This is a genomic window from Nocardioides sp., from assembly GCF_035429765.1.
Lineage (GTDB): Bacteria > Actinomycetota > Actinomycetes > Propionibacteriales > Nocardioidaceae > Nocardioides.
Genome location: NZ_DAOMFK010000025.1, coordinates 1 through 26,007, shown reverse-complemented (window position 1 = coordinate 26,007; position 26,007 = coordinate 1). Strand labels below are relative to the sequence as shown.

32 protein-coding genes are annotated in these 26,007 nt (G+C 73.8%); 13 read left to right on the top strand and 19 right to left on the bottom strand.

Annotated features, from left to right (window positions below; genetic code table 11):
* Positions 1-18: 18 nt before the first annotated feature.
* From PLP61_RS04635 to PLP61_RS04615, 5 genes are all read right to left on the bottom strand, one after another.
* Complete coding sequence (locus tag PLP61_RS04635; protein WP_324500833.1) at positions 19-414, bottom strand: hypothetical protein; 396 nt, start codon at positions 412-414, stop codon at positions 19-21.
* Between the two features lie 10 nt (positions 415-424).
* Entirely contained in the window at positions 425-1,189 is a 765-nt protein-coding gene (locus PLP61_RS04630) for a ceramidase domain-containing protein (RefSeq protein WP_324500831.1), read from the bottom strand.
* A 26-nt stretch (positions 1,190-1,215) separates the two neighbouring features.
* Positions 1,216-2,754: an MXAN_6640 family putative metalloprotease gene (locus PLP61_RS04625; protein WP_324500829.1), complete on the bottom strand. Its 1,539-nt coding sequence runs from the start codon at positions 2,752-2,754 to the stop codon at positions 1,216-1,218.
* Between the two features lie 52 nt (positions 2,755-2,806).
* Positions 2,807-4,396: an MXAN_6640 family putative metalloprotease gene (locus PLP61_RS04620; RefSeq protein ID WP_324500827.1), complete on the bottom strand. Its 1,590-nt coding sequence runs from the start codon at positions 4,394-4,396 to the stop codon at positions 2,807-2,809.
* A gap of 108 nt (positions 4,397-4,504) precedes the next feature.
* Positions 4,505-4,903 carry an FAD synthase family protein gene (locus PLP61_RS04615; RefSeq protein WP_324500825.1) on the bottom strand — a complete coding sequence of 133 codons (399 nt, stop codon included), beginning with the start codon at positions 4,901-4,903 and terminating at the stop codon, positions 4,505-4,507.
* Between the two features lie 76 nt (positions 4,904-4,979).
* Here PLP61_RS04615 and PLP61_RS04610 point away from each other — a divergent pair, with 76 nt between their 5' ends.
* Positions 4,980-6,245, top strand: a complete 1,266-nt coding sequence (locus PLP61_RS04610; protein WP_324500823.1) for a DUF445 domain-containing protein — start codon at positions 4,980-4,982, stop codon at positions 6,243-6,245.
* Positions 6,246-6,286: 41 nt separating this feature from the next.
* Positions 6,287-6,502, top strand: a complete 216-nt coding sequence (locus tag PLP61_RS04605; protein WP_324500821.1) for an RNA-binding S4 domain-containing protein — start codon at positions 6,287-6,289, stop codon at positions 6,500-6,502.
* Here the strand turns inward: PLP61_RS04605 and PLP61_RS04600 are convergent.
* The 3 genes from PLP61_RS04600 to PLP61_RS04590 all read right to left on the bottom strand — a co-directional run bounded on the left by PLP61_RS04600 (position 6,495) and on the right by PLP61_RS04590 (position 8,354).
* Positions 6,495-6,863, bottom strand: coding sequence for an FKBP-type peptidyl-prolyl cis-trans isomerase (locus tag PLP61_RS04600; RefSeq protein ID WP_324500819.1), 369 nt, complete (start codon positions 6,861-6,863; stop codon positions 6,495-6,497). The genes PLP61_RS04605 and PLP61_RS04600 overlap by 8 nt on opposite strands.
* Before the next feature lie 91 nt (positions 6,864-6,954).
* Entirely contained in the window at positions 6,955-7,383 is a 429-nt protein-coding gene (locus tag PLP61_RS04595; protein WP_324500817.1) for a CBS domain-containing protein, read from the bottom strand.
* Positions 7,384-7,454: 71 nt separating this feature from the next.
* A complete protein-coding gene (locus PLP61_RS04590) occupies positions 7,455-8,354 on the bottom strand; it encodes an inositol monophosphatase family protein (RefSeq protein ID WP_324500815.1) in 900 nt (299 codons plus the stop codon).
* A 96-nt stretch (positions 8,355-8,450) separates the two neighbouring features.
* Here PLP61_RS04590 and PLP61_RS04585 point away from each other — a divergent pair, with 96 nt between their 5' ends.
* The gene (locus PLP61_RS04585; protein ID WP_324500813.1) at positions 8,451-8,924 is read left to right on the top strand and encodes a DUF2231 domain-containing protein; all 474 of its coding nucleotides are present in this window, start codon (positions 8,451-8,453) and stop codon (positions 8,922-8,924) included.
* Positions 8,925-8,945: 21 nt separating this feature from the next.
* Here the strand turns inward: PLP61_RS04585 and rsgA are convergent, their stop codons facing one another.
* From rsgA to PLP61_RS04570, 3 genes are read right to left on the bottom strand one after another with little or no spacing between them, the layout of a single operon-like run.
* Complete coding sequence (rsgA, locus tag PLP61_RS04580) at positions 8,946-9,929, bottom strand: ribosome small subunit-dependent GTPase A (protein WP_324500811.1); 984 nt, start codon at positions 9,927-9,929, stop codon at positions 8,946-8,948.
* Between the two features lie 10 nt (positions 9,930-9,939).
* On the bottom strand, positions 9,940-11,211 hold the full coding sequence (gene aroA / locus PLP61_RS04575) for a 3-phosphoshikimate 1-carboxyvinyltransferase (protein WP_324500809.1): 1,272 nt from the start codon (positions 11,209-11,211) through the stop codon (positions 9,940-9,942).
* A gap of 19 nt (positions 11,212-11,230) precedes the next feature.
* Positions 11,231-13,078: a sigma-70 family RNA polymerase sigma factor gene (locus PLP61_RS04570; protein ID WP_324500807.1), complete on the bottom strand. Its 1,848-nt coding sequence runs from the start codon at positions 13,076-13,078 to the stop codon at positions 11,231-11,233.
* Positions 13,079-13,283: 205 nt separating this feature from the next.
* Here PLP61_RS04570 and PLP61_RS04565 point away from each other — a divergent pair, with 205 nt between their 5' ends.
* From PLP61_RS04565 to PLP61_RS17120, 6 genes are all read left to right on the top strand, one after another.
* Positions 13,284-14,027 carry a hypothetical protein gene (locus PLP61_RS04565; RefSeq protein ID WP_324500805.1) on the top strand — a complete coding sequence of 248 codons (744 nt, stop codon included), beginning with the start codon at positions 13,284-13,286 and terminating at the stop codon, positions 14,025-14,027.
* A gap of 29 nt (positions 14,028-14,056) precedes the next feature.
* A complete protein-coding gene (locus tag PLP61_RS04560) occupies positions 14,057-14,806 on the top strand; it encodes an SOS response-associated peptidase (protein WP_324500803.1) in 750 nt (249 codons plus the stop codon).
* A gap of 26 nt (positions 14,807-14,832) precedes the next feature.
* Complete coding sequence (locus PLP61_RS04555; protein WP_324500801.1) at positions 14,833-15,483, top strand: alpha/beta hydrolase family protein; 651 nt, start codon at positions 14,833-14,835, stop codon at positions 15,481-15,483.
* Between the two features lie 81 nt (positions 15,484-15,564).
* Positions 15,565-16,224: a sigma-70 family RNA polymerase sigma factor gene (locus PLP61_RS04550; protein ID WP_324500799.1), complete on the top strand. Its 660-nt coding sequence runs from the start codon at positions 15,565-15,567 to the stop codon at positions 16,222-16,224.
* Positions 16,224-16,490, top strand: coding sequence for a mycothiol system anti-sigma-R factor (gene rsrA / locus PLP61_RS04545; protein ID WP_324500797.1), 267 nt, complete (start codon positions 16,224-16,226; stop codon positions 16,488-16,490). Before PLP61_RS04550 ends, rsrA begins: the two co-directional genes overlap by 1 nt.
* 71 nt (positions 16,491-16,561) lie before the next feature.
* Positions 16,562-16,636 (top strand): 50S ribosomal protein bL37, encoded by a 75-nt coding sequence (locus tag PLP61_RS17120; RefSeq protein WP_414690017.1) that lies wholly within the window; start codon positions 16,562-16,564, stop codon positions 16,634-16,636.
* Between the two features lie 14 nt (positions 16,637-16,650).
* Here the strand turns inward: PLP61_RS17120 and PLP61_RS04540 are convergent, their stop codons facing one another.
* The 4 genes from PLP61_RS04540 to PLP61_RS04525 are packed head-to-tail and all read right to left on the bottom strand — an operon-like array spanning position 16,651 to position 20,081.
* Entirely contained in the window at positions 16,651-17,022 is a 372-nt protein-coding gene (locus tag PLP61_RS04540; protein ID WP_324500795.1) for a thioesterase family protein, read from the bottom strand.
* Between the two features lie 5 nt (positions 17,023-17,027).
* The gene (locus PLP61_RS04535) at positions 17,028-17,516 is read right to left on the bottom strand and encodes a GNAT family N-acetyltransferase (protein ID WP_324500793.1); all 489 of its coding nucleotides are present in this window, start codon (positions 17,514-17,516) and stop codon (positions 17,028-17,030) included.
* 2 nt (positions 17,517-17,518) lie between these two features.
* Positions 17,519-19,207: an acetolactate synthase gene (locus PLP61_RS04530; RefSeq protein ID WP_324500791.1), complete on the bottom strand. Its 1,689-nt coding sequence runs from the start codon at positions 19,205-19,207 to the stop codon at positions 17,519-17,521.
* Positions 19,208-19,220: 13 nt separating this feature from the next.
* On the bottom strand, positions 19,221-20,081 hold the full coding sequence (locus PLP61_RS04525) for a DUF2785 domain-containing protein (protein WP_324500789.1): 861 nt from the start codon (positions 20,079-20,081) through the stop codon (positions 19,221-19,223).
* 111 nt (positions 20,082-20,192) lie between these two features.
* On the opposite strand from PLP61_RS04525, the gene PLP61_RS04520 reads away from it, so the two are divergent.
* Positions 20,193-21,653, top strand: coding sequence for a sensor histidine kinase (locus PLP61_RS04520; RefSeq protein ID WP_324500834.1), 1,461 nt, complete (start codon positions 20,193-20,195; stop codon positions 21,651-21,653).
* Between the two features lie 9 nt (positions 21,654-21,662).
* Here PLP61_RS04520 and PLP61_RS04515 read toward each other — a convergent pair whose 3' ends face one another.
* Entirely contained in the window at positions 21,663-21,914 is a 252-nt protein-coding gene (locus tag PLP61_RS04515) for a WhiB family transcriptional regulator (RefSeq protein ID WP_109508302.1), read from the bottom strand.
* Between the two features lie 221 nt (positions 21,915-22,135).
* On the opposite strand from PLP61_RS04515, the gene PLP61_RS04510 reads away from it, so the two are divergent.
* The gene (locus tag PLP61_RS04510; RefSeq protein ID WP_324500784.1) at positions 22,136-22,525 is read left to right on the top strand and encodes a hypothetical protein; all 390 of its coding nucleotides are present in this window, start codon (positions 22,136-22,138) and stop codon (positions 22,523-22,525) included.
* Between the two features lie 18 nt (positions 22,526-22,543).
* On the opposite strand, the gene PLP61_RS04505 is transcribed toward PLP61_RS04510, so the two are convergent.
* The 3 genes from PLP61_RS04505 to sodN are packed head-to-tail and all read right to left on the bottom strand — an operon-like array spanning position 22,544 to position 24,192.
* Positions 22,544-23,338, bottom strand: coding sequence for an RNA polymerase sigma factor SigF (locus PLP61_RS04505; protein WP_324500782.1), 795 nt, complete (start codon positions 23,336-23,338; stop codon positions 22,544-22,546).
* Positions 23,339-23,340: 2 nt separating this feature from the next.
* Positions 23,341-23,760, bottom strand: coding sequence for an ATP-binding protein (locus PLP61_RS04500; RefSeq protein ID WP_324500780.1), 420 nt, complete (start codon positions 23,758-23,760; stop codon positions 23,341-23,343).
* Between the two features lie 30 nt (positions 23,761-23,790).
* Positions 23,791-24,192, bottom strand: coding sequence for a superoxide dismutase, Ni (sodN, locus tag PLP61_RS04495; protein WP_324500778.1), 402 nt, complete (start codon positions 24,190-24,192; stop codon positions 23,791-23,793).
* 50 nt (positions 24,193-24,242) lie between these two features.
* Here sodN and PLP61_RS04490 point away from each other — a divergent pair, with 50 nt between their 5' ends.
* Together PLP61_RS04490 and PLP61_RS04485 are read left to right on the top strand one after the other, a co-directional pair.
* A complete protein-coding gene (locus PLP61_RS04490) occupies positions 24,243-24,620 on the top strand; it encodes a S24/S26 family peptidase (protein WP_324500776.1) in 378 nt (125 codons plus the stop codon).
* Positions 24,621-24,756: 136 nt separating this feature from the next.
* On the top strand, positions 24,757-25,962 hold the full coding sequence (locus PLP61_RS04485) for an NAD(P)-dependent malic enzyme (protein ID WP_324500774.1): 1,206 nt from the start codon (positions 24,757-24,759) through the stop codon (positions 25,960-25,962).
* The last annotated feature ends 45 nt before the right edge of the window (positions 25,963-26,007 follow it).

Genomic DNA, 26,007 nt, shown 5'->3' with positions numbered 1-26,007 from the left:
TGCCCAGGACCGGGGGGCTCACCGCCGGGCGCGGGCGGCCTCGACGCCGGACTTGACCAGGATGAACGGCAGCAGCATGGTGGCCAGCGCGGTCACCAGCCACACGATGACCGTGGCCGCGATCCAGGTGGTCGCCCCGCCGGTGATCGTGAGTGCGTCACTCACCCAGGACGTCACCAGGAGCGCCACGAACGTGGCCACCAGCCCCATCCCGCCGAGGAACGCGGTGGCGTTGTTCATCGCCACCTTGGTGAGGAAGGGCGCCATGATGCTCTGGATGAGGGCGTAGAGCACCACGGCGATGACGAAGCCACCGGCGGTGACGCTGACGCCGTCCACCAGCCAGGTGGCGACGAGGAGTCCCACGGCGGCCGAGACGAGGAAGACGGCCAGCCGGACCAGGAAGCGGATCATGGGGGTCACCCTAGCGGTCCGCGGGGGCCCGCTCACTGGCGTAGAGCCGGTAGAGCAGGTACGCCGCCAGCGCGTTGAGCAGGTGCCAGGCCGCGTGGCCCTGGAGCAGGGAGTGCGGCCGGCACAGCCCGTGCCTGCTGAGGTTCCAGATCGCGAAGGCGGCGGCCATCGCCGCGACCGCGAGCCAGGCGTAGCGCAGATCCAGCGACACCTCGCCGCGCCGGGCGATCCGCACCTCGAGCGTGACCGCCAGGACCAGAAGCACGCCGAAGGCCAGGTTGCCGGAGAACATCACCACCGGGATCTCCCGGTCCCAGCGGCCGACGAGCTCGCAGGCCAGCACCAGGGCGGCGAGGACGGCCGCGAACGTGCCGGGCCCGCGCCGGGTCCAGCGCATCAGCGCGTACGCCGCGGCGAAGCCCGCCACGAGGTACATGCTCAGCACGTCGAGGTGGCCGCCCAGCGCCGACTGCGTCGCGTGCATCGCGGCGCTCCCGGGGCCCAGCAGCACCACCAGGCAGGCGAAGCAGGTGGCCAGCGCCGGGTAGCGGGTGAAGGTGGCCCCACGACGCTCCACGTCCCCGGCCTGCCAGGCGATCACCAGACCGGCGACCACGAACCCGGCGTTCGACCAGGTGTTGGCGGGCTGCACCACCGGTCCGTGGACGGCCGCCTCGCAGAACGTGGCGCCGCGCCAGACGTCCGGGCCGAGCCACCCGGACCCCAGGGCCGCGGCCAGCAGCCCGACCGAGACCGCGGCGACCGTTCCGGTCACCGCCACCGGGGTGAGGTCGCGACGGCTCAGGGCTGCACGGCCACGGCGGAGTAGGCGAACTTCTTGCCGTTGTCCCGCGGGGTTCCCTTGCAGGACAGGTCCGTGCCCCGCCAGCAGGCGAACCGGGTGGAGGCGTTGGCCATCGTGACGGTGACGCTCGCGACGTCGGTGTAGCCGAAGGCGAACTGGCCGGTGCCCCTGCCGCCGGCATCCAGCGTGACCCGGGTGCGGGTCTGCGTGCCGTCCTTCCCGGCCACCACCACGACCACCGCGGGCGAGGCCTGGCTCGCCGGGCCGTCCACCGAGAGCCGCAGGGTCCAGCCGGGGGCGCTGAGGGTGCTGCCGGGGACGATCCGCACGCTGCGCGAGGCCATGTGGTTGGCGGTCACCGACTGGCTGCCGGTGCCCGGGGTGCCGGTCTGCAGGGTGTAGCTGGCCGCCATGGGCGCGCCTGTCCAGTCCGCGCCCTCGGGGTACCACGCGGCGGGCGCGGTGTTGCTGGCGGCGTACACGCCGAAGTTGCGGGTGAAGCCGCCCTTGGTCCGCAGCACCCGGACCAGGGCCTGGGTCGAGTAGTCGTCGGGGGCCCCGGGGTAGGAGGCGGCGCGCCGCCACACCGTCCTCACCACGTCGTTGCCGAAGCGGTCGGAGAGGAACTCCCACCAGATCCAGTTGCCGTACTGCTGGAAGCCCCCGGAGGCGAAGGAGTCCAGCGCACTCTGCGGCTGCCCGAGCTGGCCGTAGGGAAGGTACTGCCGGTTGTCGTTGACGCCGTCGGCGAACCGCTCCTCCATCCAGGTCGCCGTGGACTCCATGAACCAGGGGTCCTCGGCGGCGTCGTAGGCGTACTGCACGGCGTGGAAGAACTCGTGCGCCGCGGTGACCCGGAGGCTGTCGAGGGGGGCCCCGCCGAACTGGACGGGATCGTAGTCGTTGTCCAGCACGCAGTAGCCGCTGAAGGTGTAGCCCTTGGCCCGGCGCTCGCTGGCGCAGTAGCCGTAGTAGCCCTTCGCGCCGACGTCCTTGAGGTAGACGTCGAGCTTCGCGTTGCCGCCGCGGGTGCCGTCGGGCAGCGGTGCCCGGAACCCCATCCGGCCGACCTCGAGCCGCCACACGCGGTTGAGCTGGGTCAGGGTGGTGTCGACCCACGCGGGGGTGGCGGGGGCATCGGGGGTGGAGCGCACCCAGTGCACGCACACGTGGGCCGAGCACCTCTTCACCGACGGGACGGTGTAGCCGTCCCCGAAGTCGTCGCGCGGGCCGTCGGTGGGGCGGGCGAGCAGGGCCCGGGCGCTACGCCGTTCGGCGGGCCCGAGGGCGGGCAGGGCCTGGCGCAGGTCCCTCAGCGCGAGTGTCGGGGACGGGTCGGTGGCCGTCGCGTTCCCCGACAGCACCTGGGTCGCGACCTCCAGCGTGCGCTCCGCCTCCGCCTCGGTGGGTGTGGGCGGGGCCGCGGGGGAGGGCTGCTGCGCGGCAGGCTGCTCGTCCTCGGCCGAGGCCGGGGTCTGGCCGACGAGCACCAGCGCCGTGAGCAGGGCGAGGCCGGCGGCGAGGGTTCGGCGCATGCGGACAGCTCCTGTGCTGCTCTGCCGCGCCGGGGCGCGGTGTCTCGGGTGCTCAGGCCGGCGGACGCAGCGTCGCGTCGACCCGATAGGTCTTGATCTTGTCGTCCCGGGACACCCCTTGGCAGGAGAATGACGAATCCTGCCAGCAGGAGAAGCGCAGCGAGGCGTTGGTCAACGTCACCAGAACCCGGGCCACTCTACCGGGGTCGAAGCCGGTGCGCACGGTCGCGTCCCCGCGACGGTCCAGCGTCACCGGGCGCCGGACCCGGCTGCCGTCGGACAGCTCGACCACGACGACGGCGTCGGCGCCGTGCCCCGGACCGGGCAGGCGCAGGTCCAGCCGCAGCCGCCAGGCGCCGGTGACCGCCCTCGTCGGACGCAGCGCCAGGGTGGTGCTGGTGAGGTGGTCCAGGGCGACCACGCGCTGCCCGGTGCGGTGCCGCGGCCCCAGGCGCACGCGGTGGTCCACGGGAGCGGCCGGGTAGTCGCCGGCGGAGCCCTCCTCGTAGACGGTGCCCGGGGCGAGGTTGCCGGCGGCGAACGCCGCGTAGAACTCGCGCAGGCTCGACCCGTGCGCGCGCAGGAAGCCGTCGACGGCCTGGGTGGCGAACTCGTCGCGACCCCCGGTCCGCGCGTCGGCGCGCCGCCAGACCGCGCGCACCGCCTGCCCGCCGTACTCCTGGGAGAGGCGCTGCACGAAGGCCCAGTTGCCGTAGGGCGCCAGGCCTGCGGGGAACTGGTCCAGCGGCACCCCGGGCTCGCCGAGCTGGCCGAACGGGAGGTACTGCCGGTTGTCGTTGACCGCGTCGGCGAACTGCTCCTCCATCCAGGTGGCCGAGGCCTCCATCAGCCACGGGTCCTCGGCCGCGTCGTAGCCGTACTGGATGGCGTGGAAGAACTCGTGGGCCAGGGTGACGCGGAAGCTCGGGAGGGGCGCCAGCGGGTACTCCGCGAAGTCGTCGTCGAGCACGCAGTAGGAGGAGAAGAGGTAGTCCTCCCCGGGAACCGGCTTCTCGGCCGGGCAGTAGCCGTAGACGCCCTGGGCGCCGAGGTCGGCGAGGTAGAGGTCGAACCGGGAGTCCCCGCCGCGCCGGCCGTCGCCCGGGGGACGCCGGTACCCCAGGGTGCCGACCTCGAAGGACCACACGGACTCCGCCCTGCGGATGATCCGCTCCACCCAGTCCGGCCGGCCGTCGTGGTCGGCGTCCCTCAACGGCGGTGCGTCCTTGGTGGTGGTGACCCAGTGGAAGCAGAAGTGCCGGGTGCAGCGGGTCCGCTGGGGCGCACCCGGGGCGTACCCGTCCAGGTAGGGGTCGGCGGCGCCGTCCGTGGGCCGGGCGAGCAGCACCCGGGCCTGGGCCTGCTCGGCGGCGGACAGCCGGTCGTAGGCGAGGGCGAGCCGGGTCAGCGAGAGCGTCGGGCTTCCGTCGCCGCCGCGTAGCGCCGCCCGTGCGGCCAGCAGAGTGGGGTCGCCGGGGAGAGGGAGTGGCCGCTCGCCGGAGGACACGGTGGTCGCCGCCCCTCCGGTCGGGTCACCGGGTGACCCCACGGCGGCACTCAGCGCCAGGCCTGCCGTCACGGTGAGTGCCAGGGGCACGAGGAGGTAGCGAGACCAGACGCTGCTGGGGAAGTAGCGGCGCACACGGGTCCTTCCGACGACGGGCGGCAGCGGGCCGCCGCGAGTGCCGTCCCAGCGTAGGGTCCGACGGCGCCCCGGACGCGCTGCTCGCGCCGCGTGTCCCGCGCGTGCTCAGGCGTTGCCGGAGATCTTCTCGATCAGCGCCGTGGTGGAGATGGCCGGGGTGCGGGGCAGGTAGACCACCTCGCACACGTCGGCCAGCTCGTCGAACCGGCCCTTCCAGTCGTCACCCATCACCAGGACGTCGGCCCGGTGCTGCCGGACGTAGTCGCGCTTGGCCTCCAGGCTCTCCTCGAGGAAGACCTCGTCGACCACCTTCAGCGCCGCCACGATGGCGAGCCGCTCGTCCTCGCCGAAGACCGGCTCGCGCCCCTTCTTGCGCAGGTTGAGCGCGTCGGCCGACACCCCCACCACCAGGCGCTCGCCCAGGGCCGCTGCTCGTTCGATCATCCGCAGGTGCCCGACGTGGAACACGTCGAAGGTCCCGAAGGTGATGACCGTGCGTGCCATGGCCGCCATTCTCCCACGGGGGCCCGCGCGCCCCGGAGGGCGGCGTCCGACCACCGGTGGGACAGAATCGGTCGCGATGACTGCCACCGTCACGATGGTCACCCCGGACCCGGGCGCGGACGCCGCCCGCCGCCGGGGCCTGCGGCGCATGCGCAGCCTCGCGGTGGGGCTGCTGCTGTTCGCCGCCCTGGTGTACCTCGCCACGCTCGGTCGCGACGGCTTCTGGGGCTTCGTGAACGCGGGCGCGGAGGCGTCGATGGTCGGCGCCATCGCCGACTGGTTCGCGGTGACCGCGCTGTTCAAGCACCCGTTGGGGCTGCCGATCCCGCACACTGCGCTGATCCCGCGCCGCAAGGACGACCTGGGCCGCAGCCTGGAGGAGTTCGTGGGGGAGAACTTCCTTCAGGAGCAGATCATCCGCGACCGGGTCGCGGCCTCGACGATCTCCCTGCGGGTGGCCCGGTGGCTGGCCGACGACGGGCACCGCCGGCGGGTCACCGACGAGCTGTCCGAGGTGGCGGCGATCGGGCTGACCAAGGTGACCGACCAGCACGTGGCGGACCTGGTCCACGACGCGCTCGTCCCGCGGTTCCTCGAGGAGCCGGTCGCCCCGCTGCTCGGCGGCCTGCTCGGGGAGACCGTGCACGACGACCTGCACCACGGGCTGGTGGACCTCGCGCTGGAGGAGCTCCACCGCTGGCTGGTCCACAACCAGGAGACGTTCACCGACGTGCTGGCGGAGCGGGCGCCGTGGTGGGCACCGACCCGGCTCAACGACGCGGTCACCGCCCGGCTCCACCTCGAGGCGCTGCGCTGGGTCGCCGACATCCGCAACGACCCCCACCACCACGCCCGCGAGGCGCTCGACTCGATGTTGGCCCAGCTGGCCGAGGACCTGCTGCACGACCCGGACACCCAGCAGCGGGCCGAACGGCTCAAGGAGCGGCTGCTCAACCATCCGGCGGTCATCGACTCCGCGGTGTCGATGTGGAACGCCCTGCGGCGGGCGCTGCTCGGCTCGCTGAGTGACCCGGAGGGCGCGGTCCGGGTCAGGCTGCAGGCCGAGCTGGCCGCCTTCGCCGACCGGCTGCTGGTCGACGAGGAGCTGCGGACCCGGTTCGACCGGACCGCCGCGGACCTGGCGGTGTTCGCCGTGGACCGGTACGGCGCCGAGCTGACCGCGGTGATCACCCACACCATCGAGCGCTGGGACGGCAAGGAGGCTGCCCGCCGCATCGAGCTGCACGTGGGGCGGGACCTGCAGTTCATCCGGATCAACGGCACCATCGTGGGCGGCCTGGTGGGCGTGCTCATCCACACCGCCTCGGTCCTGCTCGGGTGAGGCGTCGGGACCGGCCCGCAGGCGTCTGCCACGATGGGCCCGTGCCCGAGCCGACCGACGTCCCCATCCGCGACGAGTCCATCCGGCTGGGACAGCTGCTGAAGCTGGCCGGTCTCGTGGAGAGCGGGGCGGAGGCCAAGCCGCTGCTGGCCAGCGGCGCCGTCTCGGTCAACGGGGAGGTGGAGACCCGGCGGGGCCGTCGGCTCGGCAGGGGCGACGTGGTGTCGCTGGGTGGGAGCTCCTGCCGGGTCAGCTGACGCCGAGCAGGTCGACCACGAAGATCAGCGTCTCCCCGGGCTTGATCACCCCGCCGGCGCCGCGCTCGCCGTACGCCAGCGAGGGAGGGATCACCAGCTGGCGCCGGCCGCCCACGCGCATGCCCTGCACGCCGCGGTCCCAGCCGGTGATCACCTGCCCGACCCCGAGCCGGAACTGCAGGGGCGTCCCGCGGTTGTACGACGCGTCGAACTCCTCGCCGGTCGAGTGGGCGACCCCGACGTAGTGGACCGAGACGGTGGCGCCGCTCGTGGCCTCGGCGCCGTCGCCGACGGTCAGGTCGGTGACCACCAGGTCGGTGGGCGGGTCGTAGTCGGGGAAGTCGATCTCGGGCTTCTCCACGGTGGTCCTTCCGGGTGGGCGTTGCAGCGCCCCACTATAGGCGGCCCGCCCGGGTGCCCCGCTGGTCAGGACTGCTGGACAGGACGGCTGGTCAGGACTGGATGTAGCTGTCGAGCTGGGCGCGCTCGAACTCCAGCTCCCCGATCCGGTGCTTGACGACGTCGCCGATCGAGACGATGCCGGTCAGCCGTCCCTCGCTGAGCACCGGCACGTGCCGCACCCGCTGCTCGGTCATCAGCTCCATCAGGTCGTTGAGCCCGGTCGAGGGCTCGCACGTGTGCACCTCGGCGGTCATGATGGTGGCCACCGGCTGCGCGAGCACTCCCTCGTCCTCGACGAGCCGGCGGACGACGTCGCGCTCGGAGACGATGCCGTCCACCGAGGATCCGTCGTCGCTCACGATGAGGGCCCCGACGTTGTGCCTGGCCAGCAGGGCGAGGAGCTCGCGCACGGAGGCGCTGGAGCTGATCGTGACCACCTCGGGGCTGGGCTTGCCCCGGAGAACGTCGTGGATTCGCATCGCTGTCCCTTTCGAGAGAGTCCACCGTGAGGGGGCCCACGCTAGCCCGTGCCGGTGGCCGGGTGAAAGGGCTACGCCTCGGGCGGGTCCTCGACCAGCCGGGGCCGCGAGCGCAGGTCGTGCACGGACGCGGGTCGTCGGGGCTGGTCGTCGGGGTCGGACTCGTCCTCCGGCAGGGAACCGAGGAAGGACAGGGCAGCCTCGTGCAGGTGCCCGTTCGAGGCGAGCGCGTTGCCACCCCAGGGCCCGTCAGTGCCGGCCAGGGAGGAGAACCGCCCGCCCGCCTCCCGCACGATGACGTCCAGGGCCGCCATGTCGTAGACGTGGAGCTCGGGCTCGGCGGCGAGGTCAACCGCGCCCTCGGCCAGCAGCATGTAGGACCAGAAGTCGCCGTAGGCGCGGGTCCGCCAGCAGCGGCGGGAGAGCGCGACGAAGTCCTCCAGACGTCCGCGCTCGTCCCACCCGTGCAGCGAGGCGTAGGAGAGCGAGGCGTCCTCGAGGCGGCGGACGTCGGAGACCTGGCACGCCGTCGCCTTGAGCAGGGACCGCCCGGTCCAGGCGCCGTGCCCGGTCGAGGCCCACCAGCGGCGCTGCAGCTGGGGCGCCGAGACGACGCCGAGCACGACCTCGCCGTCGACGGCGAGCGCGATCAGCGTCGCCCACACCGGGACGCCCCGGACGAAGTTCTTGGTGCCGTCGATGGGGTCGACGATCCACTGACGCTGGCTGTGCCCCGTGGTGCCCTGCTCCTCCCCGATCACCGCGTCCCGCGAGCGCACGCGGGACAGCGTGCGCCGGATCGCGTCCTCGACCGCGAGGTCGGCCTCGGTCACCGGGGTCAGGTCCGGCTTGCTCATCACGTGCAGGTCCAGCGCGCGGAACCTCGCCTGGGTGAGCGAGTCGGCGTCGTCGGCCAGCACGTGGGCCAGCCGCAGGTCGTCGGTGTAGTCCGGCTCCGCGGTGGTGGGCATGGGCACAGGCTATTGCCCCGGGGCACGCGGGTGGAGGACGGTCCTCGTACGGAAGTACAAGGGCCGAGGAGGCCCCCGGGCGACTACCGTCGCTCCATGGAGATCAACGGCCTCCCGCTGCACCCTCTCGTAGTGCACGCGGTCGTCGTGCTCGCGCCGCTGGCGGCCCTCACCGCGCTGGCCTACGCCGTGGTCCCCCGCTGGCGGTGGCTCCTGCGGTGGCCGCTGGTGGTGCTGGCCGTCCTGGCGATGGGCGGGGCGCTGGTGGCGACCCTCTCGGGCCAGTCCCTGCTGGAGTCCCGGCCCGGCCTCAGCGACCTGGCTGCGGTGGCCACGCACAAGCAGGCCGGGCTCCGGCTCCGGTGGGTGATGGTGGGGTTCACGGTGGTGGCGCTCACCGGGGCGTGGTTCCTCGGCGGTCCCAGCGCGCTGGCGTCCGGGAAGGGGGCCCGACCCAGGAGCGGCCGGGCCGAGCCGGTGCTGGCCGCGCTGCTGGGGCTGGCAGCGCTGGCGGTGCTGGTCACCGTCGTGCTCGCCGGCGACTCCGGCGCCCGGGCCGTCTGGGGCTAACCCGTCCCTGACCGCGCCCGGTCAGTACGCCGCGTAGCGGGCGGCGAGGAGCCGGCGGAACGACGTCACCCGGTCCGGGTCCGCCTGGCCCTCGAGCACCGCCTGGTCCAGGCCGCACTCGGGCTCGTCCGCCCCGTGCGTGCAGCCTCGGGGGCAGTCCTCGGTCATCTCGTCGAGGTCCGGGAAGGCCTCGATGAGGTGCTCGGGCCGGACGTGGGCCAGCCCGAAGGACCGGATCCCCGGGGTGTCGACGATGAAGCCCCCGCCGGGCAGCGCGAGCATCAGGGCGCTGGTCGAGGTGTGCCGGCCCCGCCCGGTGACGGCGTTGACCAGGCCCACGTCCCGGTGGGCCTCGGGCACCAGGGCGTTGACCAGCGTCGACTTGCCGACCCCGCTGTGCCCCACCAGCACGCTCACCCGGCCGGCGAGCCGCTCGCGCAGCTCGGCCAGGTCACCGCCGCGCCGGGTCACCACCCAGGGAACGCCCAGGGACCGGTAGGTGGCCAGCAGCGTGTCCGGCGCGGCGAGGTCCGCCTTGGTGAGGCACAGGAGCGGCTGCAGCCCGGCGTCGTACGCCGCGACCAGCGCCCGGTCGATCAGCCCGGGTCGGGGCTCGGGGTCGGCCAGCGCGGTGACCACCGCGAGCTGGGTGGCGTTGGCGACGATGATCCGCTCGACGGGGTCGTCGTCGTCGGCAGTCCGGCGCAGCACGGTCTCGCGCTCCGCGACCTCCACGATCCGGGCCAGCGCCCCTTCGCTGCCGGAGGTGTCCCCGACGACGCGCACCCGGTCTCCCACGACCACGCCCTTGCGACCCAGCGGCCGGGACTTCATCGCCAGCACCCGGGTTCCGTCCACGACGAGGGTGAAGCGGCCGCGGTCGACGGTGACCACCACGCCGTCCTGCGCGTCGTCGTACCGGGGACGTTCCTTGGTGCGGGGCCGGGTCCGGCGCCGCGGGCGCTCGTAGTGCTCGTGGTCGTGCTCGCTGTAGCGGCCGCTCACTCCGGTGCCCTCACAGCAGCCCGGACCAGACGTCGGCGAAGCCGGGGAAGGTCTTGCCGGTGGTGGCGACGTCCTCCACCAGCACACCGTCCACGGCCGCCCCGAGGATCACCCCGGCATGGGCCATCCGGTGGTCGGCGTAGGTGTGGAACACCCCGCCGTGCAGCACGGCCGGCCGGATGGCCAGGCCGTCAGGGAGCTCGGTGACGTCGGCACCCAGCCCGCCCAGCTCGGCGGCCAGCGCGGCGAGCCGGTCGGTCTCGTGGCCGCGGATGTGCGCCACCCCGTGCAGCCGGGAGGGTGTCGCGGCCAGCGCGCACAGGGCGGCGACCGCCGGGGTCAGCTCACCGACGTCGTGCAGGTCGAGGTCCACGCCCTGCAGCCTCTCGGGCCCGCTGACCCGCAGCCCCTCCGGAGCCCGCTCCACCCGGCAGCCCATCAGCGCCAGGACGTCCCGCAGCGCGTCGCCGGCCTGGGTGGTCCGCGTGGGCCAGTCGCGCACCAGCACAGTGCCACCGGAGACCGCGGCCAGGGCCAGGAAGGGCGCGGCGTTGGAGAGGTCGGGCTCGATGGTCTCGTCCCGGGCCCGGACCGGACCGGGGGCCACCACCCACCGGTCGGCCTGGTCGTCGTCGACGGCGACGCCCCGGTCCCGCAGCATCGCCACGGTCATCTCCACGTGGGGGAGGGAGGGGACCGGTCCGCCCCGGTGGCGCACGTCGACGCCCAGGTCGTACCGCGCCCCCGCGAGCAGCAGCGCCGAGACGAACTGCGAGGAGGCCGAGGCGTCGATCTGCACCGGGCCGCCGCGCACCGATCCGGAGCCGCGGACGACGAACGGCAGCGCGCCGCGCGAGTCGTCCTCCACCTGCACTCCCAGGGCGCGCAAGGCGTCCAGGATCTCCCCGACGGGGCGACGGCGCATGTGCGGGTCGCCGTCGAACCTCGTGGAACCGGTCGACAGCGCGGCGACGGGCGGGACGAAGCGCATCACCGTCCCGGCGAGGCCGCAGTCCACCGTGGCGTCCCCTGCCAGGGGCCCGGGGACCACGGTCCAGTCGGTGCCCGAGCTGTCCACGTGCGTCCCCAGCGCGGCCAGAGCCGCGGCCATCAGCGTGGTGTCGCGCGAGCGCAGCGCGCGGCGTACGACCGACGGCCCGTCGGCGAGGGCCGCCAGGACCAGTGCCCGGTTCGTCAGGGACTTGCTCCCGGGCAGCGTGACCTCGGCGTCGACCGCGCCGCGCGCGCGGGGCGCCGGCCAGGGATCGGGCTGCGAGGTCACCCGCGCAGCCTAGCGACGGTCAGGACGTCGGCGTGGGGCCGATGGTCCCCACCGGACGCCGCGGCTCGGCCGCCAGCCGCACGGTGGCGCTGTTGTTGCCGGGGTCGGCGTCAGGGGTGCCCTCGTCGGGCACGACGGTGAACGCCAGCTCCGCACTACCGCCGTCCGTCGGCTCCGCGATGAACCAGAAGGTCTGGGTCGGCAGGTCGGCCAGCACGCACGTGGCACTGGTGGTCGATTCCTCGCACCGGGACCCGAGGCTGTGCAGGAAGCTCAGGTTGCTCGCCTTCACCTGCAGCACGCCACCGCCGCCGCTGGCCAGGCCGGACACCGTGGCGATGACCCGGTAGCGGTGCGCCCCCTGGGACTCCGCGTAGGCCTGCACCCGCAGGTCGCTGGCCGGCTCGGTCGGCGACTCGCTGGGGGACTCCGACGGGGACTCGCTGGGGGACTCCGACGGGGACTCGCTGGGGGACTCCGACGGTGACTCGGAGGGGGACTCCGACGGTGACTCGGAGGGGGATTCGCTGGGGGACTCCGACGGGGATTCGGAGGGCGACTCCGACGGTGACTCGCTGGGGGACTCCGACGGCGACTCCGACGGCGACTCGGAGGGCGACTCCGACGGGGACTCGCTGGGGGACTCCGACGGGGATTCGGAGGGCGACTCCGACGGTGACTCGGAGGGCGACTCGGAGGGCGACTCCGAGGCGGACTCGCTGGGCGACTCCGACGGCGACTCGAAGGGCGACTCGGACACGGACTCGCTGGGCGACTCGCTCGCCAGCGGGGGGACCAGGGCGCTCGGGCCGGGAGAGCCCGCCGCGCCACCGCGGTCCAGGCTGCCGCGGCCACCCTTGTCGCCACCGGCCGAGGGCGCGGTCAGGGAGATGCCCGGTTCCTGGTCGGCGGAGGTGATCGCCTCGTCCTGCTTGCCGGCGTTGACGGTGACGAACGCCGCCGTACCCACGATCACGGCCGTGGCCGCCACGCCGGCGACGGCGGTCGCGGGGGCGTTCGCCGCGACGAAGTCCTTCGCGCGGTCGAGCAGCAGCAGGACGCCGCCCTTGGTGGCGAGGGCGCCCGTCGAGGCGACGTACGCCGCCGCGGCGCCGCCCAGCAGGAGCGGGGCGAGGATGCCCGACAGGTCGGAGTTGACCTCGCTGAGCTCCAGGTAGACCGCCATGCACTTGCGGCAGTCGTCGAGGTGGCTCTCGACCTTCGCCGCGTCGCGGCGGCTGATGCCGTTGCGGATGTAGGCACCCAGGTGCTGGTGGGTCCAGCGGCAGGCGTCGTCCTCCATCTCCTGGGCGTGCTGGTTGAGGAACGCCTGGCGCAGGCCCTCACGCGCGCGGTAGGCCAGGGCCGACACGGAGTTGGCGCTCATCCCGAGCAGCGGCGCGATGTCGGCCGGCTTCTGGCCCTCCACCTCGGTGTGCCACAGCACGAGCTGCCACCGCTCGGGCAGGGAGGCGAACGCCCGGGCCGCGGCCTCGTTCTCGAACCCCTCCACGGTGGTGTCCTGGAAGGGCACGCCGGGGTCGAAGGGCGTCAGGTCGTCGGTGGTCTGGAGCCGGGAGGTGGCGCGGATCCGGTCCACGTGGAGCCGCCGGACGGCGGTGAGCAGGTAGGCGCGGAACGCGACGTCCGGACCGCCGCCCCGCTGGAGGACGACGAGCACCTTGGCGAACGCGTCGGACACCAGGTCATCAGCGTCCGCCGGCGACACCAGCTGCCGGGCCAGCCGCCGGGCCGCCTCGGCGTGACGCGCGAAGAGCTCGCCGTAGGCGTCGACGTCCCCACCGCGCACCGCCGAGATCAGCTCGGCGTCCGCGGGTCCGTCGACGCGGGGGAGAGTGGCGCTCACATGAGTACTAACGGTCGGGCGACTGAGTTATGACGCCAGTCTACGAGTCGGGATCCTCACCCAGTCGGGGAACCGGAATTCTCGCCGGTTCTGCGTCATGGATCCCGTGGTGCCCCGTTTCATCGGTGTACGGCGGGTGCCGACCTGCCTACGACGGACACCGAGGGGAGGACCCGTGGGCATCTTCACGTTGAGGTCGCGTGCCGTGCCCACCACTGAGCCCGAGGCGGGAGTGCGGTGGACGGACCAGGTGCGGTCGGGGTTGCCGCCCAGGTTCGACGCCGTGGCGGAGGCTCTCGCCTCGGGGTCCGCCTCCGAGGAGCCGTGCTCGGTGGCCGGGACCCAGATGGCCAAGGACGGGGCCGGCCTCGACGAGACGCTGGACGCCCTCGCGGAGACCTACCGGCTGGTGCGCGGCACCGAGCCGGCCTACCGGGACGTGCGGGCGGTGGCCCAGGGCTGGAGCGACGCCACCCTCGCCTACCTGCACCAGATGGCCTGCGAGGACCCGATGACGGGCCTGGCCAGCCTGGCGCACGTGCGCACCCGGCTGTCGGAGCTGTACCGGGGAGAGCTCCGAGGGCCGGGGCGCGTGCGTGACACGCATGCGCTGGTGGTGGCCGAGCTGCCGATGGAGGGGCACGAGGACCCGGCCGACCCCTTCCAGGCCAAGCACGTGCTCACCCGGGCGATGCGGCTGAGCGACCTGGGGGAGGCGGCCCGCACGGTCTTCGCCGGCACCGAGACGATCGGCCGGCTCGGCCCCGACCGGATCGTGGTCGTGGTCGAGCGCGACGACCGGCTCGGCCAGCGGGTGGCCCTGCTGCGCCGGATGGCGCGGACCCTGCAGGACCCCGGCCGGGGCGGCAGCGCCCGGGTGTGGATCGAGGGGCTCCCGGGCACCGACTCGGTCGCCGCCCTGCTGCTGGACGAGCTGGCCCGCTGCTGATCCCGCAGCCCGCCCGTAGGGTGGTCGGCATGTGCGGCCGCTACGCGTCCAGCCGGCGCCCCGAGGACCTCGTCGAGGAGTTCGAGATCGCCGAGGTGCGGGTGGACGCCCCGTTGCCGGCCGACTACAACGTCGCGCCCACCAAGCCGGTGTACGCCGTCGTGGAGCGGCCGCCGTCCCAGGAGAGCGCCGAGCCTCCGGAGCGCCAGCTGCGCGTGCTGACCTGGGGCCTGGTCCCCTCCTGGGCGAAGGACTCCAGGATCGGCAGCCGGCTGATCAACGCCCGGAAGGAGACGGTGGCGCAGAAGCCGGCGTACCGCCGGGCGTTCGCCGCGCGCCGCTGCCTGCTGCCCGCCGACGGCTACTACGAGTGGTACCCCACCTCGCAGCTCACCCGGTCGGGCAAGCCCGTCAAGCAGCCCTTCTTCATCCGCCGCCGCGACCACGGCGTGCTGGCGATGGCCGGGCTCTACGAGATCTGGCGCGACCCCGAGCTCCCCGAGGACGACCCGGGCCGGTTCCGCTGGACCTGCACGGTCCTGACCACCGACGCACCGGACGAGCTGGGCCGCATCCACGACCGGATGCCGCTGCTGGTCGAGCCGGAGCAGTGGGGCGCCTGGCTCGACCCCCGTCACCCCGGTGACCCCGCGCTGCTGGACCTGCTCGTGCCGGCGGCCCCCGGCCTCCTCGAGGCCTACCCCGTGGGGCAGCGGGTCAACAACGTCCGCAACAACGGCCCGGAGCTCCTCGAACCGGTCCCCGTCGAGGACTCCTAGCGGCGCTGCACTGGCATGATGCGTCCGTGAGCAGCGTGGAGCGGATGATCCGGACCGAGCACGGCGAGGGCAGGCTGGTGATGCACCGGGCCCGGCGGCCGGTGGCCACGGTGCTGCTCAGCCACGGGGCAGGCGCCGGCATCGATGTCGCCGACCTCGTTGCCCTGGCCTCCTCCCTGCCGCGCAACGACGTCTCGGTCGCGCTCTTCGAGCAGCCGTGGAGGGTGGCCGGACGCACGGTGGCCACCGCCCCGGCCACCCTGGACGAGGGACTCCGGGCGGCCGCCTCGGCGATGCGGACCCGGACCCCGCTGGTGGTGGGGGGCCGGTCGGCCGGCGCACGGTCCGCGGCGCGCTGCGCCCGCTCGCTCGGGGCGAGCGGCTGCCTGTGCCTGTCCTTCCCCCTCCACCCCCCGGGCCGCCCGGAGCGCAGCCGGGCCGAGGAGCTCCTGCGGGTGGGGCTGCCGACGCTGGTCATCCAGGGCGAGCGCGACCCGATGGGGCGTCCCGAGGAGTTCCCCGACCGGGTGGAGATGACGGTGGTTCCCGGTGGCGACCACTCCCTGCGGGTCCCGGCCAAGGGCCCGGTCAGCGCCGAGGAGGCCCTGGGCCTCGTCGTGGAGGCGGCCCTGGAGTGGATCATCCGCGAGGTGGTGGGGAATCAGCGGCGCCGGTGAGGTGTTCGACCTGGTGTGCTCGCGCTGCTGCCACATCCGCCCGCGACGTCCGGCTCCGGTGGACGGCTACCCTGGGGGACGATGACTGACTCCCCTGACCACAGCTCGCTGGAGCGCCTGCTCGACCCGGACCTGACGGAGGTCGAGACCCTCCTCGAGGAGGAGACCCCCGAGCAGCGTGCGGCCCGCTTCGAGCGTGACGCGCTGCCCTTCCTCGACCAGCTCTACTCGGCCGCGATGCGGATGACCCGGAACCCCCCGGACGCCGAGGACCTGGTGCAGGAGACCTACGCCAAGGCGTTCTCGTCCTTCCACCAGTTCCGGCCCGGGACCAACCTCAAGGCCTGGCTGTACCGCATCCTCACCAACACCTTCATCAACTCCTACCGCAAGAAGCAGCGTGAGCCGCAGCAGTCGATGTCGGAGGACGTCGAGGACTGGCAGCTGGCGCGGGCGGAGTCGCACACCTCGTCGGGGTTGAAGTCGGCAGAGATGGAGGCGCTCGAGCACCTCCCGGACTCGCAGGTCAAGGACGCCCTGCAGCGCCTGCCGGAGGAGTTCCGGCTCGCGGTGTACCTCGCCGACGTCGAGGGCTTCCCCTACAAGGAGATCGCCGAGATCATGGGCACCCCCATCGGCACCGTCATGTCGCGGCTGCACCGTGGCCGTCGCCAGCTGCGCGACATGCTCTCCGACCACGTCCGGGCCGGCGACCTGATGCACGTCGGAGAGGGGGAGTGATGGACCACGACCACGCCAGCTCCTGCGCGGACTACCTCGAGAGGATCGTCTACTTCCTCGACAACGAGCTCGACGAGGCCGACGTCACCGCCGTCCGGCTGCACCTGGACGCCTGTGGGCCCTGCCTGGCCAAGTACGACCTCCAGCGGACGGTCAAGGCGCTGGTGGCCCGCTCCTGCTCCGAGCCCGCACCCGAGGACCTGCGGCAGCGGGTGCTCCTCTCGATCAGGCAGGTCCAGGTCAGACTGAGCACCGAGGGCGGCTGATTCGCCTCACCGTCGCCGGATCTGAGAGGATGGCGCGCCCCTCGGGGCACCCAGCGATCGAGGAGGACACCATGAGCAAGACCGGCCGCAAGCGCCGCGCCCGCAAGAAGAAGAGCGCGAACCACGGCAAGCGCCCCAACGCCTGAGGCGAGGACCCGGGTCAGGAGCCGAGGCGGGCCAGGAAGCGGGCCGAGTCCACGACGACCCGGGTGACCTCCCCGGAGCCGACCACGCGCCCGTCGGCGTGACGGGCTGCCACGCGGAAGCGGCGCTGCCGCCCGTCCGCGGCCAGCAGCGAGGCGGTCACCTCGACCTGTTCGCCGACCGGGCTGGCGGCCAGGTGCTCGAGCGAGATCCGGGTCCCCACGCTGGTGGAGCCAGGGGGGAGCGTCGGCTCCAGGGCGGCGCAGGTGGCCGCCTCGCACCACGCCAGCAGGCGCGGAGTGCCGAGCACCGGCAGGGTCCCCGAGCCCACCGCCTCGGCGGTGTCGGCCTCGGAGACCACGAAGTCCAGGGTCGCGCTCGGGTCCACGGGCCTCACTCCTCCAGGTCTCGGGCGAAGGTGATCAGGTCCACCCCGGGCAGCGGCGCCCAGTCCCGCTCGGGGGTACGCCGGAAGCCCTGCCGCTGGTAGACCCGGTGCGCCGCGGCCATCGTCCGGAGCGAGGACAGCACGACCGCACGGTGGCGCCGGCGGCGGCTCACGGCGACCGAGTGCGCGACCAGCGCGTCGCCCACGCCCTGGCCCTGGGCGTCCGGGGCGACGGCCAGCATCCGGAACTCGCCCTCGTCGTCGGCGGCGATCTCGCGCCACGGCGAGCCGACCGGACAGGTGGTGACCGTGCCGAGCAACCGACCGTCCTCGTCGGTGGCCACCCACAGCTCGGCCTCGCGGTCGCGCCGGGCGGCGTCGCGCAGGTGGTGGGTGTAGGGGTCCTCGGGGCCGTCCACGAACGGCGCGTACGCCGCGACGGTGAGGTCGCCGACGGCCGCGAGCTCCGTGGGGAGCGCCCTTCTGATCCGCACCGTCAGATGCCGAAGGTGGCCCGCGGGTAGGCCGCCTCGACGTCGGTGATCACGTTGACCAGGTAGGGCACGTCCGCGGCGAAGGCACGGTCCAGCGCCGGGCCGATCCCACCCGGGTCGGTGACGGTCTCGCCCGCGCCGCCCAGGGCGCGCACCACCCCGTCGTAGCTGGTGCGGTGCGCCAGGTCCGCGGCGACGTCGTAGCCGTACAGCATCTGCATCGGCCCCTTCTCCAGGGCCCACGCGGAGTTGTTGCCGACCACCATCACGACCGGGAGACGGTGGCGGACCAGGGTGTCGACGTCCATGAGCGAGAAGCCGGCCGCCCCGTCGCCCAGCAGCAGCACGACCTGCGCGGAGGGCCGGGCGACCCGGGCGGCGATCGCGGACCCGAGACCCGCGCCCAGGCAGCCGTAGGGTCCCGGGTCCAGCCACCCGCCGGGGCGCCGGGGCTCGACGAACTTCCCGGCGAACGACACGAAGTCGCCGCCGTCGCCGATCACCACGGCGTCCTCGGCCAGCCGCGGCACCAGCTCGCCGTAGATGCGTGCCGGGTGGATCGGGTCGGCCTCGGCCGCCAGCAGCGCCGCGTCACGCGCGCTCGCCGCAGCGACGCGGTCCTGCAGGTCGGCCAGCCAGCCCGACCAGTCCGGGCGCCGGACCAGGTCCTGGAACGCGGCGAGCACGCCGTCGAGCACCCACGTCAGGTCGCCGCAGGCCGAGCCGGCGAGGTCGGCGTGGCCGGAGACCTGACCGGGGGAGTCGGCCAGGTGGACCACCTGGGCCGGGCTCGCGCCGTCCTTGCCGCCGAACACGCCGTAGCCGAGCCGGAAGTCCAGCGGGGTGCCGACCACCACCACCAGGTCGCTGCCGTTGAAGGCCGCGCCCCGGGCCTTGGTCACCAGCAGCGGGTGCCCGGCGGGCAGCACCCCGCGGCCCATGCCGTTGGTGATGGTGGGCATCCCGGTCTCCTCGGCGAACCGCAGTGCGGCCTGCTCGGCGCCGTCGGCCCACACGTCGGTGCCCAGCACGAGCACAGGGCGTGCGGCGCTGCTCAGCAGCTCGGCGACCTCGGTCAGCGCGTCGGGGTCCGGCTCGATGCGGGCCGGGACCGGCGCGCCCGGCGCCGGCCCGGAGGCGGTGTTGAAGAGCTCGTCCATCGGGATGTCGACGAAGGCGGGTCCGCGGTGGGCGGAGCGGGCGGCGAGGAAGGCGGCGTCCAGGCCGGGCAGGACGTCGCCCGCGGTGTGCAGGGTCCGCGCGAGCTTGGCGACCGGCGCGATGATCGGCGGCTGGTCCAGCTCCTGGAGGCTGCCGCTGCCCCAGCGGTTGGCCGGTGCCCGGCCGCCCACCACCACCATCGGGGAGCCCGCGAACTGGGCCTGGGCGATCGCGCTCACGCCGTTGGTGACGCCGGGCCCCGCGGTGAGCACCGCCAGCCCCGGCACCCGGGTCAGCTTGCCGGTCGCCTCGGCGGCGAAGGCGGCGGTCTGCTCGTGCCGGACGTCGAGCAGCCGCATCGGCGGGTCCGCGGTCACCGCTCCGTCGTACATCGGGAACACGTGCGCGCCGGAGAGCGTGAACATGGTCTCGACGCCGTGCGCGCGGGCCACAGCCACGGCGAGCGCACCGGCGTGACCGGTGAGCGCGGTGGTGCGGTCCTCAGGGGTGGTGTCGTCGGTCGTGGTCATGACCGAAGGCTACTCACCGGTCAGGTTGGCCGTGCGCGGCCAGGTAGTGGGGGTTCGTGGCCCGCAGCGCCTCGACCAGCACGAGCAGCAGGTCCGAGCGCAGGGCCGGCGGGTGGGGCGCCAGTGCCACCTGGAGGTGGAGCGCCCTGAGGAACGCCTCGGCGTTGCCGGTGTCCAGGTAGGGGTCGCGGTCCTCGCTGGTCGACATCCGGCCGGCGGCGGCGGAGAGCCGGGAGACCCAGGGCTCGACGACGCTCAGCGGCACCAGGTCGCGGCGCAGGATCCGCAGCGTCGCGGCCGCCATCCGGTCCGGCTCGCCGGAGACCAGCAGCTGCGGCTCGGGGAGGACCAGGCGGTCGGCGAGCACGTCGAGCAGCACGGTGAGCTCAGGGGTCCCCAGGTGCGGCGAGGCGCCCAGCGCCCCCAGAGCGTCCGCGCCGTGGGCGAGGGCGTGGGCCCAGCCGTGGCCGGGGACGAAGCCGCGCAGGTCGTGCTCGCGCAGGTACCACGTGGTCACCCGGTCGCCCCACTCAAGCAGCTTCCCGGGCGGGAGCAGCTCCCGCTGGTTGTCGCGCTCGACGCAGTCGGCGAGCACCAGCACCGAGTAGCTGCGCCGGAACACGTCGTCACTTTCACGCTCCCCGAGCCCGACCGAGAGCCCGGACGCCATCCCGTCGCCCAGCCCGGAGAGCAGGTCGTCGTACACCCCGCGCCCGATCCAGGTGGACAGCGTCGGGTACGCCGTCCCGTCCCGCTCGGCCGGGTCGGTGGACCCCAGCAGCGTCGTCAGCTCGGCGGTCAGGTCGTCGAGGGGGCGGTCGGAGGGAACGCTCAGACCGGTGGCCATCACCTGCTGCCAGTACCCCGCTGTCATGACCCTCCGTCCGTGCCGAGTGCCCATTGTGCCAGCACCGGACCAGCGGCGGGCCCGCCCGCGCGACCGGGCGGTGTACCGGTCCACACTACGCTGGCCGGCGTGCCCTCGATGATCGAACTCGTGCGGGCCCACACGGATCTGGACAGCGAGGACGTGGCGTGGCTCCACCTGCTGCTCGCCGACTGGCAGATCATCGCCGACCTGTCCTTCGCCGACCTGGTGCTGTGGCTGCCCGACCGCGAGGGCAAGGGGTTCTGGGCCGGCGCACAGATGCGGCCGACCACGGGGCCGACCGCCTACGTCGACGACGTGGTGGGGACGTTCATCCCCGTGGGTCGCCGGCCGCTGCTGGACGCGGCGTTCGCCCAGGGCCGGCTGGTGCGTGAGGGGGACCCGGAGTGGCGCGACGACGTGCCGGTCCGGGTGGAGACGATCCCGGTGCACCGGACCGGCCGGGTCGTCGCGGTGGTGGGGCGCAACACCAACCTGCTCGGCGTACGCACCCCGAGCCGGCTCGAGCTCGCCTACCTCCAGGCTGCCGCCGACCTCACCCAGATGATCGCCCAGGGCTACTTCCCCGCGCCCGGCCCGCGCGGCGACCACGTGGACTCCCCGCGGGTGGGTGACGGGTTCGTCCGGGTCGACGCGGCCGGGAGGGTGGTCTACGCGAGCCCCAACGCCCTCTCGGTGTACCGGCGGCTGGGGCACACCGGCGACCTCGAGGGCCACCTGCTGACCGAGGTCACCCGGGCGCTGGTGCCGCCCCGGCGCCGCCCCGACGAGGAGATGCTGAGCGCGGTCCTCGGCGGCCGGGTCAGCCGCGACACCGAGATCGAGGGGGAGCACGTCTCGCTCATCGTGCGGTCCATCCCGCTCCGCCCCCAGGGGGAGCACCAGGGGGCGCTGATCCTGGTCCGCGACGTCACCGACCTGCGCCGCCGCGACCGCGAGCTGCTCACCAAGGACGCCACCATCCGCGAGATCCACCACCGGGTGAAGAACAACCTGCAGACGGTGGCTGCCCTGCTCCGGCTGCAGGCCCGACGGATCGACGAGCCGACCGCCAAGGCGGCGCTGGAGGAGGCGGTGCGCCGCGTCGGGTCGATCGCGATCGTGCACGACATGCTCAGCCAGTCCCCCGAGGGGCACGTGGCGTTCGACGAGATCCACGACCGGCTCGGCCGGATGGTCATCGAGGTCAGCGCCGTCGGCGAACGCGTCCGCGTGAGCCGGTCCGGCTCCTTCGGCGAGGTCGAGTCGGGCACCGCGACCACCCTGGCCATGGTGCTCACCGAGGTCCTGCAGAACGCCGTCGAGCACGGCTACCCGCAGCCCGGCTCCAGGGGGGAGATCGTGGTGACGGTACGCCGCGCGCTGGGCCGGCTGACGCTCAGCGTGGCCGACGACGGGGTCGGCGTCCCCGCGGGGTTCGACCTGGACTCCTCCACGAACCTGGGGCTGTCGATCGTGCGGACCCTGGTCGAGTCCGAGCTGGGCGGCCAGCTGCAGATCGGTCCGGGCCACCACGGCGGTGGCACCAGGGTCGTGATCGACGTCCCGGAGGAGTGAGGCGCCCGCTCAGGCGCTGCGCACCCGGGCGCGGGCGTTGCGGCGCTTCAGGGCCCGCCGCTCGTCCTCGCTGAGCCCGCCCCAGACCCCGTGGTCCTGACCGGCCTCCAGCGCCCAGGCGAGGCACTGCTCGCGCACCTCGCAGCGTCGGCACACCTGCTTGGCCTCCTCGATCTGGAGGATCGCCGGACCGGTGTTGCCGATCGGGAAGAACAGCTCCGGGTCCTCGTCGAGACACGCGGAGCGGTGGCGCCAGTCCATGGCCTGGGAGTCCCTACTTTCGTTCGTGCGGGTGGACAGGGGCTGGTCGTCTGGGCGACCTGCCGGTGCGACCGTCTTGCGGGCACAGCCCCGTGAACCCAATCGAGCGCATCGAATAGGGTGGCAAGAGATCGGGTCCCACACAAGCCCTACGCGAGGTTTGTTTGCTCACACAACGACCCTGGCCCGGCGGGGGACCGGTCGGCGCCTAGGCTGGCCCCGTGCCGACGCGAGGACCCCGCGACCGTCCCGTCCCGTTGCTGGTGGCGGGCGGCCTGGTGGTCCTGCAGGGGCTCGTGCTGCTGGTCTACGCGGTGCTGGAGGCGGCGTCGGTCTCTTCCGGCCGGGTCACCATGGGCGTGACCACCGCGGCCTTCTTCGCGGCGTACGGCGCGGCCCTGGCCGGGTGCGGCCTGGGGCTCGCCCGCGCCCGCCGGTGGGCGCGCAGCCCCACGGTCCTCGCGCAGCTGATCTGGCTCGGCGTGGCCTGGAGCTTCCGGGGCGGTGCGACGTCGTGGGTCGCGCTGGTGCTGGTGGCCACCGCGGCGGTGGTGCTCGTCTGCGTGTTCCTGCCCGCGAGCACGGCGCTGCTCACCGAGGACGACGGCTGAGACGCAGGTCACCTGCCGCTACCGGTCCTCCAGGGTCCTGCGCAGGTCCTCGAGGGTGCGGGCCAGCAGCCGGGAGACGTGCATCTGGGAGACCCCGATCTCCTCGGCGATCTGGGCCTGGGTCATGTTCTTGAAGAACCGGAGCAGGAGGATCTTCTTCGCCCGCGCGTCCAGCCGGTCCAGCAGGGGCCGGACCGACTCCCGGATCTCGACGTCGGCCAGCTGGGGGTCGTCGACACCCAGCTGGTCCAGCAGGGTGGTCGCGCCGTACTCGTCGTCCTCGCCGGCGTCCAGGGACAACGTGGCGTAGGCATGGCCCGACTCGAGCCCCTCGACGATCTGCTCGACGGTGCAGCCGATCTCCTCGGCCAGCTCACGGGGGGTGGGGGAGCGGCCCAGCCGGTGGGTCAGGTCGGCGGAGGTCGAGGCGATGGCCAGGCGCAGCTCCTGGAGGCGCCGGGGGACCCGGATCGCCCACCCCTTGTCGCGGAAGTGGCGGCGGATCTCGCCCAGGATGGTGGGGGTGGCGTAGGTCGACAGCTCCACCCCGCGCCCCCCGTCGAAGCGGTCGATGGCCTTCAGCAGGCCGATCGTGCCGACCTGCACCAGGTCCTCGAGGGGCTCGCCCCGGTTGCGGAACCGGCGCGCGCAGTGCTCCACCAGGGGCAGGTGGAGCCGGACCAGCTCGGCGCGGGCCTGCGCCCGGGCCTCGGGAGGGGCGGTCTGGTCGGCGAGCGTGGCCAGCAGCGCAGCGCTGCGGCTCCGGAGGTGCAGCGCGGCCGCGGAGCGGTCGTCTCCCGAGACCCCGGGCATGGTCAGCCGGGCGCTCGGGCGTCGCGAGGGGTCGCCAGGGCGGACTCCATCGTCACGCTGACCGTGAGGCGGTCCGCGGTCGTCTCCGCGGTCGCCGCGGTGGCCAGGGTGCTGAGCACCTGCCAGCCGAAGCTGTCGCGGTCGGGGACACCCGGGGAGGCCGCCCGGACGCTGAGCCGCAGGGTGAGCCGGCCCGGCTGCAGGAAGTACTCGCAGAGCAGGTCCGTGCCGGCCTCGGCCTCGGGCAGCACGAGGGCGCCGGCCTCGCTCGCGGCGATCCGCAGGTCCTCGATGTCGTCGATGGTGAAGTCCAGCCGGGCGGCCAGCCCGGCGGTCGTCGTGCGCAGCAGCGAGGCGTAGGCGCCGTCGGCAGGAAGCCGCAGCTCGACGTCCGCGCGGGGCCGGCCGTCGGTGGAGGTCATCGCGGGTCTCAGGCGTCGGTCGGCGGCGACTCAGGCCTGCTTGGTCTCCCAGAAGATCGTGGCGATCTCGTCGATCTTGGCCAGCAGCTCGTCGGCCTTGGCCGCGTCCAGGCCACCCTTGGTGCCCCCGGCGCCGGCCAGCTTGGTGGCCTCGTTGAAGAGCGGGTGCAGCTGGGGGTACTTCTCGAAGTGGGCGGGCTTGAAGTAGTCGGTCCACAGCACCCACAGGTGGTGCTTGACCAGCTCGGAGCGCTGCTCCTTGATGAGGACCGCGCGGGTCCGGAAGTCGGGGTCGTCGTTGTCGGCCACCTTGGCGATGATCGCCTTGATCGACTCGGCCTCGATCCGGGCCTGCGCCGGGTCGTACACCCCGCAGGGGAGGTCGCAGTGAGCCGAGACCTCGACGGTGCGGGCAAGCAGTCGGCGGATCATGGAACGTCCTCTCGGTCGAGTGGTGTCGTGGAACTGCGACACTACCGGGCGTGGGGCATGCACGACAGGAGGGGCGGACCGCGCCCCTGGGCCTGGCCCGGGTCCGCGGGGAGTCGATGCTGCCGACCCTGCGCCCCGGCGACCTGCTGCTGGTCAGGTACGCCGGCGACGTGCGTCCGGGGGCCCTGGTGCTGGCCCGGTTCGCCGACGGCACGCTCGCGGTCAAGCGCGCCACCGAGCGGCGTACGACCGCGCGCGCGGGGGGCACCGGCTGGTGGCTGCTCAGCGACAACCCCGCCGCAGGCCTGGACTCCCGGCACCGGGGCCCGGTGGCCGACGCGGACGTCCGGGCCGTGGTGTGGGCCCGGCTCTGGCCCCGGCCGAGCCGGCTGCGCGCCCGGCCGGGCGGCGAGGTGCCCAGGGGGTAGGCGACCCGGGCCGACGGTTGTGCGAGACTGGTCAGTCGGGACACCCCCAGTCGACGGCTCCGCGACCACCGTGCACCGTGTCGAGCCGGCCCGTTCCACCACGACGGCCACCAGGCCTGGAGAGCACCTGACACCTATGGCAGCAGACACCACCGGCGCAGGCCCCGCGCCGACCCGCCACCCCCACGCAGGAGACCCCGTCTTCGACCTGCACGTGGGAGGCAAGCTGGAGACCGTGTCCACGGTCTCGCTGACCGGGCCCGAGGACCTCTCGCTGGCCTACACCCCGGGCGTCGCCCGGGTGTGCGAGGCCATCGCGGAGGACCCGGGGATGACCCAGCACTACACCTGGGTGCCCAACACGGTGGCGATCGTCACCGACGGGACGGCCGTCCTGGGGCTCGGCGACATCGGGCCGGCCGCGGCGATGCCGGTGATGGAGGGCAAGGCCGTGCTGTTCAAGCAGTTCGGTGGCGTGGACGCCGTCCCGCTGTGCCTGGCCACCACCGACGTCGAGGAGATCATCGAGACCGTGGTCCGGCTGGCCCCCAGCTTCGGCGGGGTGAACCTGGAGGACATCTCGGCGCCGCGCTGCTTCGAGATCGAGGACCGGCTCAAGGCCCTGCTGCCGATCCCGGTCTTCCACGACGACCAGCACGGCACCGCCGTGGTGGCGCTGGCCGCGCTCACGAACGCACTGCGGCTGACCGGCCGCGACCCCGGCGCGACCCGGGTCGTGGTGTCGGGTGCCGGTGCCGCCGGGGTGGCGGTCGCCCGGATCCTGCTCGAGGCGGGCGTGCGCGACCTGGCGGTCCTGGACCGCCGCGGCGTGCTGCACTCCGAACGGCGCGACCTCACCCCGGTCAAGCGCGCACTGGCCGAGGACACCGCCGACCACTTCGGGCGCCGCGGCAACCTCGCCGAGGTGATGGCGGGCGCAGACGTCTACATCGGCGTCTCCGGGGGGACCGTCCCCGAGGAGGTCGTCGCCTCGATGGCCCCCGAGTCGATCATCTTCGGGCTGGCCAACCCGGTCCCCGAGGTGCACCCCGAGGTGGCCAGCCGTCACGCCCGGGTGGTCGCCACCGGGCGCTCCGACTTCCCCAACCAGATCAACAACGTGCTGGCCTTCCCCGGGATCTTCCGCGGGGCGTTCGACGTGCACGCCACCGCGATCACCGAAGGGATGAAGCTGGCCGCGGCCACCGCGCTGGCCGACCTGGTCGGGGAGGACCTCGCGGAGGACCTGGTGATCCCCTCGCCGTTCGACCCGCGCGTGGGGCCGGCGTTGTCCGCTGCGGTCTCCGCGGCGGCACGGGCCGACGGGGTCGCGCGCCGCTGACCGGAAGCCGGGTGGTCGCGCCGTGGCCGGCGGTCCGGGCCCGGC

Bases quoted from the DNA above. Each gene is read 5' to 3' on its own strand.
- PLP61_RS04530 (WP_324500791.1), bottom strand. From the start codon at position 19,207: ATGACCACGACCGACGACACCACCCCTGAGGACCGCACCACCGCGCTC.
- rsrA (WP_324500797.1), top strand. From the start codon at position 16,224: ATGGACCACGACCACGCCAGCTCCTGCGCGGACTACCTCGAGAGGATC.
- PLP61_RS04590 (WP_324500815.1), bottom strand. From the start codon at position 8,354: ATGCCCACCACCGCGGAGCCGGACTACACCGACGACCTGCGGCTGGCC.
- PLP61_RS04560 (WP_324500803.1), top strand. From the start codon at position 14,057: ATGTGCGGCCGCTACGCGTCCAGCCGGCGCCCCGAGGACCTCGTCGAG.
- PLP61_RS04515 (WP_109508302.1), bottom strand. From the start codon at position 21,914: ATGGACTGGCGCCACCGCTCCGCGTGTCTCGACGAGGACCCGGAGCTG.
- PLP61_RS04525 (WP_324500789.1), bottom strand. From the start codon at position 20,081: ATGACAGCGGGGTACTGGCAGCAGGTGATGGCCACCGGTCTGAGCGTT.
- PLP61_RS04485 (WP_324500774.1), top strand. From the start codon at position 24,757: ATGGCAGCAGACACCACCGGCGCAGGCCCCGCGCCGACCCGCCACCCC.
- PLP61_RS04550 (WP_324500799.1), top strand. From the start codon at position 15,565: ATGACTGACTCCCCTGACCACAGCTCGCTGGAGCGCCTGCTCGACCCG.
- PLP61_RS04595 (WP_324500817.1), bottom strand. From the start codon at position 7,383: ATGCGAATCCACGACGTTCTCCGGGGCAAGCCCAGCCCCGAGGTGGTC.
- PLP61_RS04610 (WP_324500823.1), top strand. From the start codon at position 4,980: ATGACTGCCACCGTCACGATGGTCACCCCGGACCCGGGCGCGGACGCC.
- sodN (WP_324500778.1), bottom strand. From the start codon at position 24,192: ATGATCCGCCGACTGCTTGCCCGCACCGTCGAGGTCTCGGCTCACTGC.
- PLP61_RS04635 (WP_324500833.1), bottom strand. From the start codon at position 414: ATGATCCGCTTCCTGGTCCGGCTGGCCGTCTTCCTCGTCTCGGCCGCC.
- PLP61_RS04520 (WP_324500834.1), top strand. From the start codon at position 20,193: ATGATCGAACTCGTGCGGGCCCACACGGATCTGGACAGCGAGGACGTG.
- PLP61_RS04615 (WP_324500825.1), bottom strand. From the start codon at position 4,903: ATGGCACGCACGGTCATCACCTTCGGGACCTTCGACGTGTTCCACGTC.
- PLP61_RS04500 (WP_324500780.1), bottom strand. From the start codon at position 23,760: ATGACCTCCACCGACGGCCGGCCCCGCGCGGACGTCGAGCTGCGGCTT.
- PLP61_RS04585 (WP_324500813.1), top strand. From the start codon at position 8,451: ATGGAGATCAACGGCCTCCCGCTGCACCCTCTCGTAGTGCACGCGGTC.
- PLP61_RS04505 (WP_324500782.1), bottom strand. From the start codon at position 23,338: ATGCCCGGGGTCTCGGGAGACGACCGCTCCGCGGCCGCGCTGCACCTC.
- PLP61_RS04625 (WP_324500829.1), bottom strand. From the start codon at position 2,754: ATGCGCCGAACCCTCGCCGCCGGCCTCGCCCTGCTCACGGCGCTGGTG.